This is a genomic window from Streptomyces argenteolus (genome assembly GCF_042902585.1).
In the GTDB taxonomy this organism is placed as follows: domain Bacteria; phylum Actinomycetota; class Actinomycetes; order Streptomycetales; family Streptomycetaceae; genus Streptomyces; species Streptomyces argenteolus.
Genome location: NZ_JBIBEG010000005.1, coordinates 1 through 20100, shown reverse-complemented (window position 1 = coordinate 20100; position 20100 = coordinate 1). Strand labels below are relative to the sequence as shown.

The window sequence follows — 20100 nt, the reverse complement described above, 5'->3', positions numbered from 1 at the left end:
CGGGGCAGGGAGCCCCGGCGCGTGTCAGGACGCCGCGTGCAGCGAGAGGATCTCCTCGACGGCACCGGCCGTCAGGTCGCTGCGCAGGATGTCGACGTGGTCGACGGGGACCGCCACGGACCGCGCGGCCAGCAGCGCGCCCTCGGTCGGCCGCAGGGAGTTCACCGCCGTGGCGGCGCTCCATGCTGCGGCCGGATCGATGCCCCGGGCCGCGTCCAGGTACGACACGAAGGACCGGAACACCGCCGCGAACTCCTCCAGCAGGTCCATGTCCAGCTCCTCACGGGCGAACGCGGTGCCGGCCTGCTCGCGGAAGATCCGGACGAGCTCGCTCCCGAGGGCGGCGAAGCCGGGGGCGGTCGCCAGGGCCGTGGCCGCGGCCTGCCGGGCGGCGGCCAGCTCGCCATCGCTCAGGACCGAGGCGAACTGCCCCAGCATCGCGTCGAAGTCCCGGTGCAGGGCGTCCGGCGTCGGCACCTCCGGGTCGACCATCAGGAAGCGGGGCGGCTCCGCCTGCCCGGCGGCCACTCTGGACGCCAGCTCCCCGGCGAAGACGCTGCCGGCGCAGTAGCCGAGCACCGCCCGGACGGTGCGTCCGCTCTCCTCGACCTCACGGGTCCACCACGCGAGGTAGTCCTCGGCGGACATCCCCTCACCGGTGTCGGGCTGCCTGGTCTCCCAGACGGTGAACCGCCCGCCGAGGCGCGGGACGAGGTCGGAGAAGCTGGAGTCGGAACGCCCGGTGGTGGCGAAGTCGACGGCCAGGACGAGCTCGGGGCCCGGGCCCTCGGCGAGTACCTTCCAGCCGCTGAGTCTGCTCATGTGTGCTGTCCACTCTGGTCGGCGGCCGGTCCCGGAGGGGGCGGGCCGCGGGAAACGGAGGCCGGCCCCGGGAGAGGGCGCGGCCCGTGGGGGAACGGCGGGCGGCACCACGGAGCGGCGCGGGCCGTGAGGGGACGACGGCCCGCGCCGCTGGATCGCGCGGCCCTGGGGAGGCGCGGCGGGTCGACGACGGCGGGCCCGCCCCGCGTGTGCGGCGGCGGACCCGCCGGGCCGCTGTCCGCAGGCGGCTCAGCCGCCGGTGACCCAGACGGCCTTCGACGGGCAGATGTGCTCCGCGATCTTGCGCGCGTGCCCGGCGTCGGCGTCCGCGGGGGTCTCGTCGAGGAGGACGACGAGGCCGCTGTCGTCGTCCTGGTCGAAGACCGTGGGAGCGCTCATCACGCACAGACCCGCGCCGATGCAGCGGTCGCGGTCGACGTGCACCCGCACCCCGCTCACCAGCCGACCACGAGCTTGTGGACCGGCGGCAGCCCGTCGACGAGCTCGATCGGCTCGTCGGACTCGACCACGTGCAGCCCCGGGAAGCGGGCGAACAGCGAGGTGAAGCAGAGCTCCATCATCAGCCGTGCCACGTGCTGGCCCAGACACTGGTGGACGCCGTAGCCGAACGCCAGGTGGTCCCGCGCGTCACGGTGGATGTCGAAGGCGTCCGGGTCGGTGTACTTGTCGGGGTCCCGGTCGCCGAGGCCCTTGAGCACGAGGATGCCCTCGCCCTCCTTGATGGTCACCCCGTCGATCTCCACGTCGGCGAGCGCCACACGGGCGATGATCTCGTCGACGATGCTGAAGTGCCGGAGCACCTCGTTCACGGTCTTGGGCATGAGCCCCGCCGGGTCGGCCTGGAGGGCCTTGAGCTGCTCGGGGTGGTCGAGGAGCGTCTGGGTGCCGAGTGCGATGCGGTTGACGATGAACTCGTACCCCGCGAGCAGCAGCATCTTGGTCATGAGCGTCAGACCGTGGTGGTCGAACTCGTCGGTCCGGCCCGCCCGGGTGATGAAGTTGCCGAGCATGTCGTCGGTGGGGTTCTGCTGCTTCTCGGTGACGAGGGCCGCGAAGTACTTCATCAGCTCGTCGTTGGCGGCCATCTTCTCGTCCATGGTGTACGAGTGGCGCGTGCCCACCATGATCGCGGCGTTGCGCGTGAACACGTCGCGCTCGGCCTCGGGAATGCCGGCCATCTCGCAGATCACCTGCGCCGGGAGCGGCAGGGCCAGGGCCTGGACGAGGTCCGTCGGGCCTCCGGCCTCCTCCATGCGGTCCAGGTAGCGGTCGATCAGCTCCTGGACCCGGGGGCGCAGCTTCTCGGACGCCTTGATGGTGAAGTCGGGCAGCGCCATCTGACGGACCCGCGTGTGGCGGGGCGGGTCCATCGTCACCAGCAGGTTCTTCGAGTCGCGGGCGATCATGTCCAGCAGTTCCTGGGGCGCCGGGAACCTGATGGGGAAGGTCGGGTGCGGCTCGACGCTGAAGCGGTCGTCCGCCAGCAGCCGCTGGATGTGGTCGTGCCGGGAGACGAGCCACGCCGTGCTGCCCGACGGCATGGTCACCCGGGTGAGCGGACGGCCCGCCGGGACCTGACCGTACTCGGGAAGCAGCGGGTTGGGCCATCCGCGGGGGGCTACGGGGCAGGTCGCCGGCATCTCCATGGCGTCGGTCATAGGGGTTTTCCCTGTCTTTGTCGTGGTCATGAGCCTGCTCGGGCCGATGCTACGGACGGAATTCCGGTCCGCCGGAGCCGCTGCCACTTGCTGCAGGAAGTCCGATCCGAAGAATCTGAATCCTTTTGCGCCGAGGGCGGGAAGAGCCTTTTCCGGAAATTGCATCCACGTCCCGCGGGGCTTGTCCGGACGTGTATTCGTTTACCGAACGTCGATGGACCGCAGCCGACGGAAATCCGGCTCCACGGGGCGAACGCCGCGCAAGCGCAGGCCCGCTGACGGGCAATCAGCCGCCCGCACCGGGCCGGCCGTCCGGAGCCCGTGTCTGCCGTCCCCTTGCTCACCGACCGGTTCCCGGATCGGCCAGGCCCGAAGAAACAGAGGACAGATGTCTGACTCGTCAGCCACGGTTCTGCCGCTGACCGCCGGCCAGGCCGGAATCTGGTACGCGCAGAGCCTCAGCGGTCCGAACGCGACGTTCAACGCGGCCCTGTACCTGGAGATCGCCGGTGCGGTCGACCCGCTGCTGTTCACCGCCGCGATGCGCCAGGTGGTGACCGAGACGGAGGCCCTGCGCGCCCGGTTCACCGAGGAGGGGGGCGGCCCGGGCCAGGTGATCGAACCGGTCACCGACTGGACGGCGGAGCCCGTGGAGGTCCTCGACCTGACGGCGCAGGACCGGCCGGACGAGGCGGCCGGCACCTGGATGTGGGCGGACGCGCGTACGCCCGTCGACGTGCTCGGCGGCGCGCTGTACCGCTTCGCGCTCATCAAGGTCGCCGACGACCGCTTCCTCTTCTACTACCGCTACCACCACCTGGTGATGGACAGCTTCGGCGCGAGCCTCATCGCCTCCCGCACGGCCGACGTCTACACCGGGCTCGTGACGGGCCAGGACACCTCCGACGGCGCCTTCCCCCCGCTGCGCGAGCTGATCGACGACGAGGCCGCCTACCAGCGGTCCGCCGCGTTCGGCGCCGACCGGGACTTCTGGACCGCGCAGTTCGCGGACCGGCCGCACGCCGTGAGTCTCGGGGACCGCCCGACGGCGCTGCCCACCGACCTCGTGCGCGAGACGGTCCAGGTCCCGGTGGAGACAGCCACCCGGGTCCGCGACGCGGCCCGTGGCGCCCGGGTCGGGTGGCCGGCGGCGGTGCTCGCCGCCCTCGCCGCGTACACGAGCCGGATCTCCGGCAGCAGCGACGTCGTCATCGCGCTCTCCGTCGCCGCGCGGACGACCGGCGCGGGGCGGACCGTGCCCGGCATGGTGTCCAACGTGGTCGGCGTGCGGATGACGGTGCGCCCCGACATGACGGCGCAGGAGCTCGTCCGCCACGCACACCAGCGCATGCGCGACGTCTCCCGGCACAAGCGCTACCGCTACGAGGACCTGCGGCGCGATCTCAAGCTGCTCGGCTCCGACGGCCGGCTGCTCGGGCCGCGGCTCAACCTGCACGTCGTCACGCCTGCCCTGCACTTCGCCGGACTGCCCGCGAGCCTGCACCCGCTGATGGCCGGACACGACGACGACTTCTCGCTCGTCGTCGTCGGCCGCCAGGACGGCGGCTTCCAGTTCGACGTCTCCGCCAACCCGGACGTGTACGGCGTCGACACCGTGCGGCAGCACCACCGGCTCATCACCCGGCTGCTCACCGAGCTCACCGAGCACCCCGACCGCCCGATCGGCGCCCTGGACGTCGTCGACCCCGGGACACTGGCCAGGCTCGTCGGCGACTGGGGCGGCGCCGCCCGCACCCCGGAGCCGACGGAGTCCGTCTCGCTGCCGGAGCGCTTCGCCGCCGCGGCGGCGGCCCACCCCGGCAACCGGGCCGTCGTGTACCCCGGTGCGTCGGGCACCACCTCGCTCACCTACCGCGAACTGGACGAGCGCTCCAACCAGCTGGCCCGCCTGCTCATCGGCCGGGGCGTGCGGCGGGGGCAGCTCGTGGCGCTGGCGATGCCCCGGTCGGTGGAGACGGCCGTGGCGCTGCTGGCCACGCTGAAGGCCGGGGCGGCCTACCTGCCGATCGACCCCGAGTACCCCGCCGACCGGGTGGCCTACATGCTCGGCGACGCCGAGCCCGCCGTGGTCGTCACCGCACAGCGTGACGCCTTCACGCAGCTGGCCGTCCGGACCCCGGAGATCGTGCTGGACCACCCGGCGACGGTGGCCGAGCTGGCCGGGCTGCCGGGCACCGCGATCCTGGACGCCGAGCGCGGCGGGCCGGTCCTGCCCGACCAGGCGGCGTACGTCATCTACACCTCCGGGTCCACCGGCCGCCCCAAGGGCGTCGTCGTCGCCCACCGCAACGTCGTCCGGCTCTTCGACGCGACCGCGCGCTGGTCCGGCTTCGGGCCCGACGACGTGTGGGCGCTGTTCCACTCGTACGCCTTCGACTTCTCCGTGTGGGAGATCTGGGGCGCCCTGCTGCACGGCGGGACGCTCGTGGTGGTGCCGTTCGCGGTGAGCCGGGCGCCGGAGGAGTTCCTGCGGCTGCTGGTGCGGGAGCGGGTCACCGTCCTCAACCAGACGCCTTCCGCCTTCTACCAGCTGATCCAGGCCGACCGTGACAACCCGGACACCGGGCGGGCGCTCGCCCTGCGGTACGTCGTGTTCGGCGGGGCGGCGCTCGATTTCGGGAGGCTGGCCGAGTGGTACGAGCGGCACCCGGAGGACGCGCCGCGGCTCGTCAACATGTACGGCATCACCGAGACCACGGTGCACACCACCGAGCGGATGCTCGACGCGGCGTGCCCCACCTCCGGCGGCAGCATGATCGGCCTCGGCATCAGCGATCTGCGCGTCTACGTCCTGGACACGGCGCTGCGCCCCGTACCGCCCGGTGCGACCGGTGAGCTGTACGTCGGCGGGCCCGCCGTCGCCGACGGCTACCTGGGACGCCCGGACCTGAGCAGTACCCGCTTCGTGGCCGACCCCTTCGGGCCGGCCGGACAGCGCATGTACCGCTCCGGGGACCTGGCCCGCTGGGCCGTGGACGGCAGCGCCGACCTGGAGTACATGGGGCGGGCCGACCAGCAGGTCAAGATCCGCGGCTTCCGCGTCGAACTGGGCGAGATCGAGGCAGCCGTGCTGCTGCACCCCGACGTCCGGCAGACGGCCGTCGTCGTACGCGAGGACATCCCGGACGACATGCGGCTGGTGGCCTACGTCATCGGCGATCAGGGTCCCGGCGGCCCGGCCGGGCTGGACCCGGCCACGCTGCGCAAGCACGTCGCCGCCACCCTGCCCGAGCACATGGTGCCCACCGCCTTCGTCCAGCTGGACGTGCTGCCCCTGACCGGGAACGGGAAGCTCGACACCCGGGCCCTGCCCGCCCCCGAGATGACGGGCACCGCAGGCGGCCGGGCACCCCGTACGCCGGAGGAGGAGATCTTCTGCGGTCTCTTCGCCGAGATCCTCGGCGTGTCCGCGGTCTCCATGGACGACAACTTCTTCGACCTGGGCGGGCATTCGCTGCTGGCAACCAGGCTGGTCAGCCGGGTGCGCGCGGCATTCGGGGTCGAACTCGCCATCCGTACCGTCTTCGAGGCGCCCACTCCGGCAGCCCTGATCGCCTGGCTCGCCGGCCACGGTGACGTGCCCACCGCGCGGCGCCCGCTGACCAGGATGGACAAGCCGCAGGAGATCCCGCTGTCCTTCGCGCAGCTGCGGCTGTGGTTCATCGACAAGATCGACGGCGGCTCGGGGACGTACAACATCCCGCTCGTCGTACGGCTGAACGGCTCGCTGGACCGTGAGGCGCTGCAGGCGGCGATCGGCGACGTCGTGGCCCGCCACGAGAGCCTGCGCACCGTGTTCCCGGACCACCTGGGCACCCCGCGCCAGCACATCCTGCCGGCGGAGGAGGCCACCCCCGTGATGGGGGTGACCGAGATCGCCGCCGACCGGCTGGCGGCAGCGATGACCGAGCGCGCCGCCGTCGGGTTCTCCCTGGCCACCGAGGCACCCGTCCGCGCGCACCTGTTCGCCGTGTCGGAGCAGGAGCACGCGCTCCTCATGCCGATGCACCACATCGCCGGGGACGGCTGGTCCCTCGTGCCGCTGACCCGCGACCTCCAGACCGCCTACACCGCGCGCTGCCACGGCAGGAGTCCCGCATGGGAGCCCCTGCCGGTGCAGTACGCCGACTACACCCTGTGGCAGCGCGAGCTCCTGGGCGACGAGGGCGACCCCGACTCCGCGATCTCCGGCCAGCTGGCCCACTGGACGGACTACCTGCGCGGACTGCCCGAGGAAGTCACGCTCCCCACCGACCGGCCCCGGCCGGCCGTCTCCTCCTACCGCGGCGAGACCCTCCGGTTCGACCTGCCGCCCGAGCTGCACCGGCAGCTGACCCGCTGCTCGCGCGAGCACGACGTCAGCCCTTTCATGGTGGTGCAGACGGCGCTGGCGGCGTTGCTCGGCAAGCTCGGCGCGGGCGACGACATCGCGCTCGGCATCTCGATCGCGGGCCGTACCGACGAGGCCCTGGACGACCTGATCGGCTTCCTCGTCAACACCCTCGTGATGCGCACCGACCTCTCCGGCGACCCGAGCTTCGCCGACCTGCTGGGCAGGGCGCGCGCGGACGGCCTGGCCGCCTTCGCCAATCAGGACCTGCCCTTCGAGCGGCTCGTCGAGGCCGTCAACCCGGAGCGCTCGGCGGGGCGCCACCCGCTGGTCCAGATCGGCCTCGGCTTCCAGAACAACGCGACCCCGGCGCTGGACCTGCCCGGTCTCGACGCCTGGATCGAGCCCGCCGTCACCCACACCGCCAAGCTGGACCTGCTCTTCGACTTCCGCGAGGTCGAGGGCGAGGGGGACACCCCGGACCACACCACCTGCGCCGTCGAGTACGCCACCGACCTGTACGACCGGGCGACGATCGAGCTGCTCACCGTCAGGCTGACGCGTCTCCTGGACCAGGCCACCAGGCGGCCGGAGAGCCGTCTGAGCGACCTGGACGTGCTGGACGCCGAGGAGCGCCGCCGGATCCTCGTGGAGTGGAACGACACCGCGCGCCCGGTCGCCGGAGCGACGCTGGCCGAGCTCTTCACCGAGCAGGCGGCCCGCACCCCCGACGCGCTCGCGGTGGTCGCGGGCGACGAGGAGCTGAGCTACGGCGAACTGGGCCGCAGGGTCGCGGGGCTGGCCCGCCACCTGGTCACGTACGGGATCGGCGCCGAGGACCGGGTGCTCCTGGTCATGCCGAAGTCGCTGGACCTCCTCGTGGCGCAGCTCGCCGTGGTCACGGCGGGCGGAGCGTTCGTGCCGGTCGACCCGGGATACCCGCGCGAGCGGGTCGCCTTCATGGCCGAGGACTCCGGCCCCGCGCTGACACTCACCACCTCCGCGGTCGCCGGCCTCGCCCGGGAGGTGGTGCCGGACGTGCCCGTGATCGTCGTGGACTCCCCGGTCACCGCCTCCCGGATCGCGGCCCGCCCCACCACGCCGCTGTCGGACGCCGACCGGCGGGAGCCGGCCGACGCGGGCCACCCGGCCTACGTCATCTACACCTCCGGCTCGACCGGCCGCCCCAAGGGCGTCGTGGTCACTCACCGGGGCATCGGGAACCTCGCCGCCGCCCAGAGCGAGCGCTTCGCCGTCGGGCCGGACAGCCGGGTCGTCCAGTACGCGGCACCGAGCTTCGACGCCGCGGTCTCCGAGACGTGCATCGCGCTGCTCGGCGGTGCGACGCTGGTGCTCCCCGTCGGCAGCGGGCTGCTGCTCGGTGACGAGCTGGCCCGGTTCCTCACCGAACGGCGCATCACCCACGCGACGATCCCGCCCATCGCGCTCACCGGCCTCGACCCCGCCGCCGTACCCGCCGGCATGGTGCTGACCGTCGCGGGCGAGGCGTGCTCGGCCGAGCTGGCCGGGATCTGGTCGGCGGGCCGGCGCATGATCAACGCGTACGGCCCCACCGAGACGACGGTCTGCGCCACGATGAGCGCCCCGCTGTCCGGAGCGGTCGCCCCGCCGATCGGCACCCCGATCGCCAACTCCCGTGCCTACGTGCTGGACGAGCGGCTCGTCCCCGTCCCCGTCGGTGTGTACGGCGAGCTGTACGTCGCCGGGCTCAACCTGGCCCGCGGTTACCTCGGACGCCCCGGGCTCACCTCGGAACGCTTCGTCGCCGCGCCGTTCGGCACCCCGGGCGAGCGCATGTACCGCACCGGCGACGTGGTGCGCAGGCGCGCCGACGGGCAGCTGGAGTTCGCCGGGCGTGCCGACGACCAGGTCAAGGTGCGCGGCTTCCGCGTGGAGCTGGGGGAGATCACCGCCGCGCTGACCGACCAGCCGCAGGTCGAGGCCGCCGCCGTCGTGGTCCGCGAGGACCGCCCGGGCGAGCGCAGGCTGGTCGGCTACGTGGTTCCCGCCGCGCGGGAGGAGGGCGCCCGGGACACCGGCCTGGAGAGCGACCAGGTCGAGAAGTGGCAGGCCGTCAACGACGAGGTGTACGGCGCCACGGCCCACCAGGGCCCGCCGCTCGGCGAGAACTTCAGCGGCTGGCACAGCAGCTACGACGGCAGCGAGCTGCCCGAGGAGGAGATGCGGGCCTGGCGCGCGGCCACCGTCGAGCGCATCCTGGAGCTGCGGCCCCGCAGGGTCGTGGAGATCGGCGTCGGCGCAGGCCTGATCATGACGCCGGTCGCCCCCCATGTGGACCTCTACTGGGGTACCGACCTCTCCGGCGAGGTGATCGACACCCTGTGCCGGCAGACGGCGCAGATCCCGGAACTCGCGCGGCGCACCTGCTTCACCGCGACACCGGCGCACCTGCTGGACGAGCTGCCGGCGGGGACGTTCGACACCGTCGTGATCAACTCGGTGGCGCAGTACTTCCCGGGCCTGGACTATCTGACGGACGTCGTCGAGAAGGCGTTCGCCCTGCTCGGTGACACCGGCGCGGTCTTCCTCGGCGACCTCCGTGACCTCCGGCTGCTGCGCCGCATGCGCACGGCCGTGCACCGCACGGGTCACCCCGGGGACGGCCCCGAGGCCACCCGGCAGGCCGTGGACCGGGCGGTCGAGCGCGAGACCGAACTGCTGCTGGACCCGGCGCTGTTCGGCACCCTGTCGCTCGACGGCTTCGGCGGCGCGGACGTACGGGTCAAGCGCGGTGACTACGCCAACGAGCTCAGCCGTTACCGCTACGACGTGGTCCTGCACAAGCGCCCGGCCGCCGCCGTCAGCCTCGCGGACGTGCCCGCGCTCGCCTGGGAAGGGGCGGGCGGCCTCGACGGCATCGCCGCCCGGCTGCGCCAGGAGCGCCCGCAGGGGCTGCGCGTCACCGGCATCCCCAACGGCAGGCTCGACGCAGACCTGGCCGGGGAGGAGGGGGCCGGCCCTGTCCCGCGGGGCGTCGACGTCACGGCCCTGCACGAGGCGGGCACTCCCGCCGGTTACCGCGCGCTGGTCACCTGGACCGCCGGAGTGGACGACGGACGGCTGGACGCGGTGTTCGTCCCCGAGGACGCCCGGGACGCGACGGGCGCGGTACCCGCCTACCGGGACCTGTACCTCCCGGACGGCGTCCCGGCCCGCCTGGCGAACGACCCGCTCCTCGCCCGCCGCAGCGGAGCGCTGCTGGCCGGGCTGCGGACGGCGCTCGCCGGGCGGCTGCCCGACCACATGGTGCCGGGTGCGCTGGTGCTCCTGGACGCCCTGCCGGTCACGCTGAACGGCAAGCTCGACCACAAGGCGCTGCCCGCGCCCGACGCGGCGGCCTCCGCCTCGGACGCGGCCCCCGCCACACCGCAGGAGCAGACGCTCGCCCGGCTGTTCGCCGAGGTGCTCGGGGTGCCCCGGGCCGGCGCGGACGACGACTTCTTCCGGCTGGGCGGCGACAGCATCGTCTCGGTGCAGCTCGTCAGCAGGGCCCGCGCGGAGGGCCTGGTCCTCACCCCGCAGGACGTGTTCACGCACCGCACCGTGCGCGCCATCGCGGCGACGGCCGGGCCCGTGGCCGCGGAAGGCGCCGCCTCCGGCCCGGCGGACGCGGACGGATGGGACATGGCACTGGTCTCGCAGGACGAACTCGACGAGTTCGAGTCGAAGTGGAGCGTTTCGGAATGACCACGAACGAGAAGCCGTCGCTGGAAGCCGTGCTCCCCCTCACCCCGTTGCAGGAGGGCCTGCTCTTCCACGCGCAGTACGACGAGCAGTCGGGCCCGGACGTCTACGTCATGCAGCTGGGCCTCGACATCGACGGTCCGCTCGACGTGCCCGCGCTGCGCGCCGCCGCGCAGGCGCTGCTCACGCGGCACGGCAACCTGCGCGCCGGATTCCGGCACGACGGCCCGCGTCCGCTGCAGTTCGTGCCGAAGGAGGCCGCGCTGCCCTGGCACGAGGCCGACCTGACCGGCCTCCCGGCCGAGGAGCGGGAGGCGGAGCTGCGGCGCGTCACCGAGCGGGACCGCGCGACCCGCTTCGACCTGCGCCGCCCGCCGCTCCTGCGGTTCACCGTGGTCCGGGTCGCCGCCGGCCGGCACCGGCTGCTGGTGACCAATCACCACATCCTGCTGGACGGCTGGTCCGCCCCCGTCCTGGTGCGCGAGCTCTTCGAGCTGTACGCGGCGGGCGGGGACGCCTCGGTCCTGCCGCCGGTCACGCCGTACCGCTACCACCTGGCCTGGCTCGCCAAGCAGGACCGCGAGGGCGCGGTCCAGGCCTGGCGGACCGCCCTGGACGGGCTCTACGAGCCGACCCTGCTCGCCGCGATGCCCGACGACCGGTCCTCGACGGTGCTGCCCAGCAAGGTCACCGTCCCGCTCGGCCCGGAGACGACGGCGCTGCTGACCGGGCGGGCCCGGGAGCACGGCATCACCCTCAACACGGTCGTGCAGGCCGCGTGGGGGCTGCTGCTGGCCAGGCTCACCGACCGCCGGGACGTCACCTTCGGCATGACCCTCGCCGGCCGCTCGCCCGAGATACCCGGTGTGCACACCATGGTGGGTCTCTTCCTCAACACGGTGCCCGTACGGGTCCGCGTCGAGCGCGAGGAGTCGCTCCTGGGACTCTGCGCGCGGCTCCAGGAGGAGCAGGCGCGGCTGATGGCCCATCAGCACCTGGGCCTGGCGGAGATCCAGCGGACCGCCGGGCACGGGGACCTGTTCGACACCCTCACCGTCCTGGAGAACTTCCCCGTCGACCCGGCGACGCTCACCCTGCCGGGCGGCCTCTCGGTCGCCGGACACTTCTCCACGGACGGCGCGCACTACCCGCTCGCCCTGATGGTCATCCCCGGGACCTCGCTCGAACTCCGTTTCACCTACCGGTCCGACGCCTTCGAGGAGACCGAGGTCGAGAGCCTGGGCCGGCGGCTGACCGCCGTGCTGCGCGCCTTCGCCGCCGAGCCGTCGCTGCCCGCCGGAGCGGTCGACCTGCTGGACGCCGGTGAGCGTGCCGATCTGCTCGGCACGTGGAACCCCACGCCCGTCCCGCAGCCGGCGCGCACCCTGCCCGAACTGCTGGCGCGGCGGGCCGCCGAGACGCCGGACCGGGAGGCGCTGGTCCGCGGTGACCGGTCGCTGACGTACGCGGAGACGATCCGCCGGGCGGAGGAGATCGCCGCGTGGCTCCTCGACCGGGGCGTACGCCCCGAGGAGCCGGTCGGCATCAGGATGGAGCGCTCCGTCGACTTCGTGCTCGCCGTCCTCGGCGTGCTGCGGGCCGGAGCGGTCTACGTGCCCGTGGACCACCGCTGGCCGGAGTCCCGGCGCGCGGACGTTCTCCGGGACAGCGGCACCTCCCTGGTGCTGGAGCAGGGGGACCTGCCCGCCTCCTACCCCGTCCCGCCGGGCGGCGTGCCCATGCCGCCGGGACCCGAGCGCCTCGCCTACGTCATGTACACCTCCGGCTCGACGGGCCGGCCCAAGGGCGTCGCCGTCACCCACCGGGGGATCGCGGACCTGGCCGCCGACAGCCGCTTCGCGGGCGGCGCCCAGGAGCGGGTGCTGATGCACTCGGCCCACGCCTTCGACGCTTCGACGTACGAGATGTGGACCCCTCTGCTGAGCGGCGGCACCCTGGTCGTCGGACCGCCCGGCGACCTCGACATGGCCACCATCGGGCGGACCGTCGAGGAGGGCCGCGTCACCGCCGCCCTGTTCACCACCGGCCTGTTCAGGCTGATCGCCGCCGAGGCCCCGGAGATCCTCCGGCCGATGCGCGAGGTGTGGGCCGGCGGCGAGGCGGTGCCCGCGGCCTCGGTGCGCCAGGTGCTGGACGCCTGCCCGGACATCACGGTCGTGGACGCGTACGGGCCGACCGAGGTCACCGTCATCGCCGCCGCGCACCCGCTCACCGCGGACCGGCCCGTCCCGGACCCGGTGCCGATCGGCCGGCCGTTCGACGGCAAGCAGGTCTACGTGCTCGGCAGCGGGATGGACCTCTGTCCGGTGGGTGTTCCGGGTGAGTTGTACGTGTCGGGTGTGGGGCTGGCGCGGGGGTATCTGGGCCGGTCCGCTCTGACGTCGGAGCGGTTCGTGGCGAATCCGTTCGGGGTGCCGGGTTCCCGGTTGTACCGGACGGGTGATGTGGTGCGGTGGCGTGCGGACGGGGTGCTGGAGTTCGTCGGGCGCCGGGACGGCCAGGTGAAGCTGCGCGGCTTCCGCATCGAGCTGGGCGAGATCGAGTCCGTGCTGGCCGCTCACGAGGCCGTCGGCCAAGTCGCCGTCCTGGTCCGGGAGGACCGGCCCGGCGTCCGGCAGCTGGTCTGCTACGCGGTGCCCGCCCCCGGTGCCGGGCTCGACACGGAGGAACTGCGCGCCTGGGCCGCCGAACGGCTCCCGGAGTACATGGTCCCGCGGCCCGTCGTGGTCCTGGACGCCCTGCCGCTGACCACCAATGGCAAGCTCGACACCAAGGCCCTGCCCGTCCCCGAGTACGTCGCCGAGGAGGCGCGCGGGCCCCGGACGCCGCACGAGGAGCTGCTGTGCGGGCTGTTCCAGGAGGTGCTGGGGCTGTCCTCCGTCTCCGTCGACGACAACTTCTTCGAGCTCGGCGGGCACTCCCTGCTCGCCACCCGGCTGGTGAGCCGGGTCCGCGCGGTGCTCGGCGTGGAACTGTCGATCCGGCGTGTCTTCGAGGAGCCCACCGTCGCCCGGCTCGCGGTCCGGCTCATGGACGGCGCGTCCCCGGCCCGTACACCGCTGCGCCCCGCCGAACGCCCCGAGCGGGTACCGCTGTCGTTCGCCCAGCGGCGGCTGTGGTTCCTCAACCGGATGGAGGGCCCGAGCGCCACCTACAACATCCCCTTCGCCGTCCGCCTCCAGGGCGGGCTGAGCGTGCCGGCACTCTCGGCGGCCCTCGGCGACCTGGTCTCCCGGCACGAGTCGCTGCGCACCGTGTTCCCGGACACGGACGGAGAACCCTGGCAGCAGGTCGTGCCCGCGGGCGTGGCCGTGGCCGCCGTCGAGGTCACCGACGTGACGGAGGACGAGCTGCCCGCCGCCCTCGACGCCGAAGGGGCCACCGGCTTCGACCTCGCCCGTGAACTCCCCCTGCGCGCCCGGCTCTTCCGCGTCGCTCCGGACGAGCACGTGCTGTGTGTCGTCGTCCACCACATCGCGGGGGACGGCTGGTCGCAGGAGCCGCTCGCCCGCGACCTCGGAGAGGCCTACCGCGCCCGGCTCGCCGGTGAGGCGCCGCAGTGGCGCCCGCTGCCGGTGCAGTACGCGGACTACACGCTCTGGCAGCAGCGGCTGCTGGGCGACGAGAACGACGAGGACAGCCTCGCTGCCGTCCAGCGCGCCTACTGGGCCCGGCAGCTGGCCGGGGCCCCGCAGGAGCTCGACCTCCCCACCGACCGTCCCCGCCCGCCGGTCGCCACCCACCGGGGCGCCCAGGTGCCCGTCGTCGTCGGGCCGGAGCTCGCGGAGAGCCTGCGGGTCCTCGCCGACCGGACGGACACCACGCCGTTCATGGTCTTCCAGGCCGCACTCGCGGCCCTCCTGTCCCGCCTCGGGGCCGGGACCGACATCCCGATCGGCACCCCGGTCGCCGGCCGGACCGACTCGGCGGCCGACGACCTCGTCGGCTTCTTCGTCAACACCCTGGTGCTGCGCACCGACGTGTCCGGCGACCCGAGCTTCGTCGACCTGCTGCACCGGGCCCGCGGGAGCGCGCTGGAGGCCTACGCGCACCAGGACCTGCCCTTCGAACGGCTCGTCGACCTCGTCGGCGCGGACCGTTCCCTCGCGCACAACCCGCTGTTCCAGGTGCTGATCGCCTACCAGAACAACACCTCGGGCGAACTGGAGCTGCCCGGCCTGCGCGCCACCGTCCAGGACATGCTGCTGCCGGTCGCCAAGGTGGACCTGGAGCTGAGCCTGGCCGAGGAGCCGGACGGCGCCATCCGCGGCATCCTCGGGTACAGCACGGACCTGTTCGACCGGGACAGCGTGGAGCGCATGGCGGGCCACCTGGTCACGCTGCTGCGCGCCGTGGCCGCCGATCCGCGCACGCCCGTACGCCGTCTGGAGATCCTGCCCGCGGCGGAGCGCGAACAGCTGCTCACCGGCTGGAACGACACCGTCCGGGACCTGCCCGGCGGCACCGTCCCGGAGCTGTTCGCCCGGCAGGCGGCGGCCGTCCCCGGCCGCCCCGCGGTGATCGCCGCGGGCGCCACCCTGGACTACGCGACGCTGGCGGCCCGGGCCGCCCGGCTCGCCAGGCTGCTGATCGGACGCGGCGTCGGACCGGAGGACCGGGTCGCGCTCGTCCTGCCCCGCTCGGCCGAACTGACCGTCGCGCTGCTGGCCGTGATGACCGGCGGCGGGGCGTACGTACCGGTCGATCCGAACCATCCCGCCGACCGGATCGCGTACATGATCCGCGACAGCACCCCCACGCTCGTCGTCACCCTCGCCTCCCTGGCCGGCCGGCTGCCCGCCGGGTGCGGCGAGCCGCTGGTCCTCGACGACCCGGCGACCACCGAGGCGCTGGCGGGGCTCTCCGGGGCCGAGGTCACCGACGCGGACCGCCGTGCGCCGCTGTCGGCCGACCACCCCGCCTACGTCATCTACACGTCGGGCTCCACCGGCCGGCCCAAGGGCGTCACGGTCACCCACCGGGGACTGGGCAGCCTCGCCGCCTGGCACGCCGAGCGGCTCGGGGTGGACCGGGAGAGCAGGATCGGCCAGTTCGCCGCCCCCAGCTTCGACGCCTCCGCCTGGGAGACGGTCATGGCGCTCCTCAACGGCGCCGCGCTCGTGCTGACCCCGGCGGACGGCCCGGTCCTGGGCCAGGCGCTCACCGCCTTCCTGTCGGACGAGCGGATCACCCACGCCACCCTCACCCCCACGGCGCTGTCCGGCGCCGATCCGCAGCACGCCCCCGAGGGGCTGACCCTGGTCACGGCGGGCGAGGCCTGTCCCCGTGACCTCGCCGCGCGCTGGGCGCCCGGCCGCCGGGTCGTCAACGCCTACGGACCGACCGAGACCACCGTCTGCGCCACGGCGAGCGACCCGGTGGACGGCACCGTGACCCCGCCCATCGGCGGACCGATCGCCAACACCCGGGTGTACGTCCTGGACGGCGCCCTCGGCCTCTGTCCGGTGGGTGTTCCGGGTGAGTTGTACGTGTCGGGTGTGGGGCTGGCGCGGGGGTATCTGGGCCGGTCCGCTCTGACGTCGGAGCGGTTCGTGGCGAATCCGTTCGGGGTGCCGGGTTCCCGGTTGTACCGGACGGGTGATGTGGTGCGGTGGCGTGCGGACGGGGTGCTGGAGTTCGTCGGGCGCCGGGACGGCCAGGTGAAGCTGCGCGGCTTCCGCATCGAGCTGGGCGAGATCGAGTCCGTGCTGTCGGGCTGCCCCGGGGTGGACGGTGCCGCCGTCGTGGTCCGCGAGGACCGGCCCGGTCTGCGGCACCTGGTCGGCTATGTGGTGCCCGGCCCGGACACCGCCCTGGACACCGGCGCCGTACGGGCGTGGGCGGCCGGGCGGCTGCCCGAGTACATGGTTCCGCAGGCGTACGTGGTCGTGGACGCCCTGCCCCTGACGGTGAACGGCAAGCTGGACCACGCGGCGCTGCCCGCGCCCGGCCTCACCGGTTCCGGCGGCGGGCGGGCCCCGGCCACCGAGGCCGAGCGGGTGCTCGCCGAGGCGTTCGGCTCGGTGCTCGGCCTGCCCGAGGTGGACGTCGACGCGAGCTTCTTCGAGCTCGGCGGCGACAGCATCGTCTCCATCAAGCTCGTCGGCGAGGTACGCAAGGGCGGCCTGGTCATCACTCCCCGGGACGTCTTCGAGCACAAGTCGGCCGCCGGACTCGCGGCCGTGGCGCGCCCCGTCGGCGAACTGCCCCCGCAGGACCCGGACGCCGGGATCGGCCCGGTGCCGCTCACCCCGATGACGCACTGGCTGCGCGACAACGGCGGACGCACGGAGCGCTTCCACCAGTCGGTGCTGCTCCAGGTCCCCGCCCGGATGACCCTGGAGACCCTGACCGCCGCCGTCGCGGCCGTGCTCGACCACCACGACGCCCTGCGGCTCAGGCTGACGGTGAGCGACGGCGCGTGGTCCTACGAGGTACGGGAGCGCGGTGCGGTGGACCCCGCCGGCTGCGTGAGCCGCGTCGACGTCACCGGCGCGGACGGCGCGAAGGTGCGGGCGGCCGTCGCCGAGGAGGCGGAGCGCGCGGTCGCGCTGCTGTCCCCGGAGGACGGGGCCGTGGTGCGCCTCGTGTGGTTCGACGCGGGCCCGGACGAGCCCGGGCGGCTGCTGTTCCTCGGCCACCACCTCGCCGTCGACGGGGTGTCGTGGCGCATCCTCGTACCCGATCTCGCCGAGGCGTGGCTGGCGGTCCACGCGTCCCGTGAGCCCGCCCTTCAGCCCGTCGGCACCTCGTGGCGGCGCTGGTCGCAGTGGCTCACCGGCCTGGCGGCCGAGCCCGCCCGCGCGGCCCAGGTCACCTGGTGGGCCGAGCAGCTCGGCGACGGGGACGTACCCGTGACCGAGGAGACCCGCGATCCGGCCGTCGACACCATGGGCACCCAGGACGCGCTCGTGCTGACCCTGCCCGAGTCGGTCACCGGACCCCTCCTCACCGAGGTGCCCGCCGCCGTGCGGGGCGGTGTCGAGGACGTGCTCCTGACCGGATTCGCCCTGGCCGTCGCCGACTGGCGCCGCGGGCGCGGGCTCGGCGCCGGCACCGAGGTGCTGGTGGACGTCGAGCGCCACGGCCGGCAGATCCCGCCGGGCGAGGAAGTCGACATCTCCCGCACGGTCGGCTGGTTCACCAGCCTCGCGCCGGTGCGCCTCGACCTCGGGCCGGTGCGGTGGGGCACGGTCCTCACCGACCCGGCAGCGCTGCACAAGGCCCTCACCCGGGTCCGGGAGACGCTGCGGCGGATGCCGGACGAGGGCGTGGGATACGGCCTGCTGCGCCACCTCAACCCCCACACCCGGGACACGCTCGCCGCGCTCGGGAGTCCGCAGTACGGCTTCAACTACCTGGGCCGCACCGAAGTCGCGGGAGAGACCGGCGACAGGAGCCCCGAGGCGGGCGACTGGACCATGTCCGCCGACGGAGAGGTCCTCCGGGACCTCGGCGGCGACCCGGAGATGCCGGCCCCGCACGCGCTGTCCCTGAACGTCCTGGTCCAGGACGGCCCGGACGGACCGCGGCTGGTGGCCAACTGGACCTGGCCCCGCCGCCTGCTGAGCGGGGAAGCCGTACGGGCGCTGGCCGAGGGATGGTTCCGCGTCCTCACCGCGCTCGCGGAGCACGCGGGCGAGGGCGAGCCGGCCAGCCTCGCCCCGTCCGACCTGTCACTGATCGACCTCGAACTCGACGATCTCGGGGTACTGGAAGCTGAGTGGAGGAAGACCCGGTGACCCGCAAGGATCTTTTTGAGGACATCCTGCCCCTCGCCCCGTTGCAGGAGGGCATGCTCTTCCACGCGACGTACGACGAGGACGCCCTGGACGTCTACACCGTGCGGCTGTCCCTCGGCCTGGAGGGCCCGTTCGACCCGGAGGTCTTCCGGGACGCGGTCAGGGCCCTCCTGGTCCGCAGGAACAACCTGCGGGCCGGCTTCCTGTCGGAGAACCTGAGCAAGCCGGTGCAGGTCGTGCCGCGCGAGTTCGGCACCCCCGTCCACGTGCACGACCTGTCCGGACTCGACGAGGACGCCAGGCGGACGCGGCTGGCCGAGCTGACGGAAGCCGACCGGGCCGTGCGCTTCGACCTCACCGACCCGCCGCTGCTGCGCTTCACCGTGGTGCGCCTGGGCGAGCGCGCCTGGCGGCTCATGTTCACCTGCCACCACATCCTGCTCGACGGCTGGTCCATGCCCCTCGTCCTCGGCGAGCTCTTCGAGCTGTACGGACGCGGGGGCGACGCGGCGGGCATGCCGCCCGTGGTGCCCTTCAAGCTGTACCTCGCCTGGCTGCGCAAGCAGGACAAGCAGGAAGGCCTGGCGGCCTGGCGGGCGGCGTTCGAGAGCCTCGCCGGCCCCACCCTGGTCGCCCCGCGGGCCGACGGCACGGTCGACGTACTGCCGCGCCGGCTCACCCTGGAGCTGACCGAGGAGGAGAGCGCGGCGCTCGCGGCACTGGCCCGCCGGCTGGGGATCACCGTCAACACCATGGTGCAGGCGGCCTGGGGCCTCCAGCTCGCCCGGCTCACCGGAGCCGGTGACATCGTCTTCGGCGCCACCGTCTCCGGCCGCCCGCCGGAGATCGAGGGCGTCGAGAGCATCGTCGGGCTGTTCATCAACACGGTGCCCGTACGCATCCGGCTGGACGAGGCGGAGACCCTGCGGTCCCTGCTCCAGCGCGTCCAGGCCGAGCAGTCGGCCCTGCTCGACCACCACTACATCGGGCTCACCGAGATCCAGCGCGCCGCCGGCCACGGTGAACTCTTCGACAGCCTGGTCGCGTTCGAGAGCTACCCCGTGGACGCGGAGAGCCTGGGCTCGCTCGGCGACCTCACGGTCACCGGTGTCGACGGGGAGGACGCCACCCACTACCCGCTGACGCTCATCGCCGTGCCCGGCCGGCGGCTCCAGCTGCGCCTCGGCTTCCAGGACGGCATCATCCCCGAGGCGTCCGTCTCCACGATCCTCGGCAACCTGGCGACGGTCCTGCGGGCCGTCGCCGCCGGCTCCACCGAGCCGGTCGCCGACGTCCTGCGGTCCATCACCCCGCCCTCCGGCTGGGTTGTGCCCGAAGCCGCCACGCCCGCCGGTGGCGGCTCCTCCCGGGCCCTCACGGCGACCGGCGGGGCCGCTGCCGCGGGCCGTGCGCCGCGTACCCCGCACGAGGAGATGCTCTGCGGCCTGTTCGCCGAGGTCCTCGGTGTGCCGTCGGTGTCGATCGACGACAACTTCTTCGACCTGGGCGGCCATTCGCTGCTCGCGACCCGTCTGGTGAGCCGGATCAGGAGCGCCTTCGACATCGAACTGCCGGTGCGTGCCCTCTTCGATGCGCAGTCGGTGGTGGCGTTGGCGGAGCGGGTGGTGGGTTCGTCGGTGGGTGGGCGTGTGGCGTTGGTGCCTATGGTGCGTCCGGTGCGGGTTCCGTTGTCGTTCGCTCAGCGGCGTCTGTGGTTCTTGAATCGTATGGAGGGGCCGAGCGGGACGTACAACATTCC

6 protein-coding genes are annotated in these 20100 nt (G+C 73.5%); 3 read left to right on the top strand and 3 right to left on the bottom strand.

Annotated elements, in window-relative coordinates; genetic code table 11:
* Positions 1-24: 24 nt before the first annotated feature.
* The 3 genes from ACFY8O_RS18800 to ACFY8O_RS18790 form a co-directional block, all read right to left on the bottom strand.
* Positions 25-822, bottom strand: coding sequence for a hypothetical protein (locus ACFY8O_RS18800; protein ID WP_387903763.1), 798 nt, complete (start codon positions 820-822; stop codon positions 25-27).
* A gap of 249 nt (positions 823-1071) precedes the next feature.
* On the bottom strand, positions 1072-1281 hold the full coding sequence (locus ACFY8O_RS18795; RefSeq protein ID WP_387903761.1) for a ferredoxin: 210 nt from the start codon (positions 1279-1281) through the stop codon (positions 1072-1074).
* Complete coding sequence (locus ACFY8O_RS18790; protein WP_387903759.1) at positions 1278-2501, bottom strand: cytochrome P450; 1224 nt, start codon at positions 2499-2501, stop codon at positions 1278-1280. Before ACFY8O_RS18790 ends, ACFY8O_RS18795 begins: the two co-directional genes overlap by 4 nt.
* A 388-nt stretch (positions 2502-2889) precedes the next feature.
* Between ACFY8O_RS18790 and ACFY8O_RS18785 the strand changes: the two genes are divergently transcribed.
* The 3 genes from ACFY8O_RS18785 to ACFY8O_RS18775 form a co-directional block, all read left to right on the top strand.
* A complete protein-coding gene (locus tag ACFY8O_RS18785) occupies positions 2890-10581 on the top strand; it encodes an amino acid adenylation domain-containing protein (protein WP_387903758.1) in 7692 nt (2563 codons plus the stop codon).
* Entirely contained in the window at positions 10578-18341 is a 7764-nt protein-coding gene (locus tag ACFY8O_RS18780; RefSeq protein WP_387903755.1) for an amino acid adenylation domain-containing protein, read from the top strand. Before ACFY8O_RS18785 ends, ACFY8O_RS18780 begins: the two co-directional genes overlap by 4 nt.
* A partial coding sequence (locus tag ACFY8O_RS18775; protein WP_387903753.1) for a condensation domain-containing protein occupies positions 18338-20100 on the top strand: 1763 nt, incomplete at its 3' end. The genes ACFY8O_RS18780 and ACFY8O_RS18775, both read left to right, overlap by 4 nt.

Coding starts and splice junctions, on each gene's coding strand:
- ACFY8O_RS18785 (WP_387903758.1), top strand. CDS start 2,890: ATGTCTGACTCGTCAGCCACGGTTCTGCCGCTGACCGCCGGCCAGGCC.
- ACFY8O_RS18780 (WP_387903755.1), top strand. CDS start 10,578: ATGACCACGAACGAGAAGCCGTCGCTGGAAGCCGTGCTCCCCCTCACC.
- ACFY8O_RS18800 (WP_387903763.1), bottom strand. CDS start 822: ATGAGCAGACTCAGCGGCTGGAAGGTACTCGCCGAGGGCCCGGGCCCC.
- ACFY8O_RS18790 (WP_387903759.1), bottom strand. CDS start 2,501: ATGACCGACGCCATGGAGATGCCGGCGACCTGCCCCGTAGCCCCCCGC.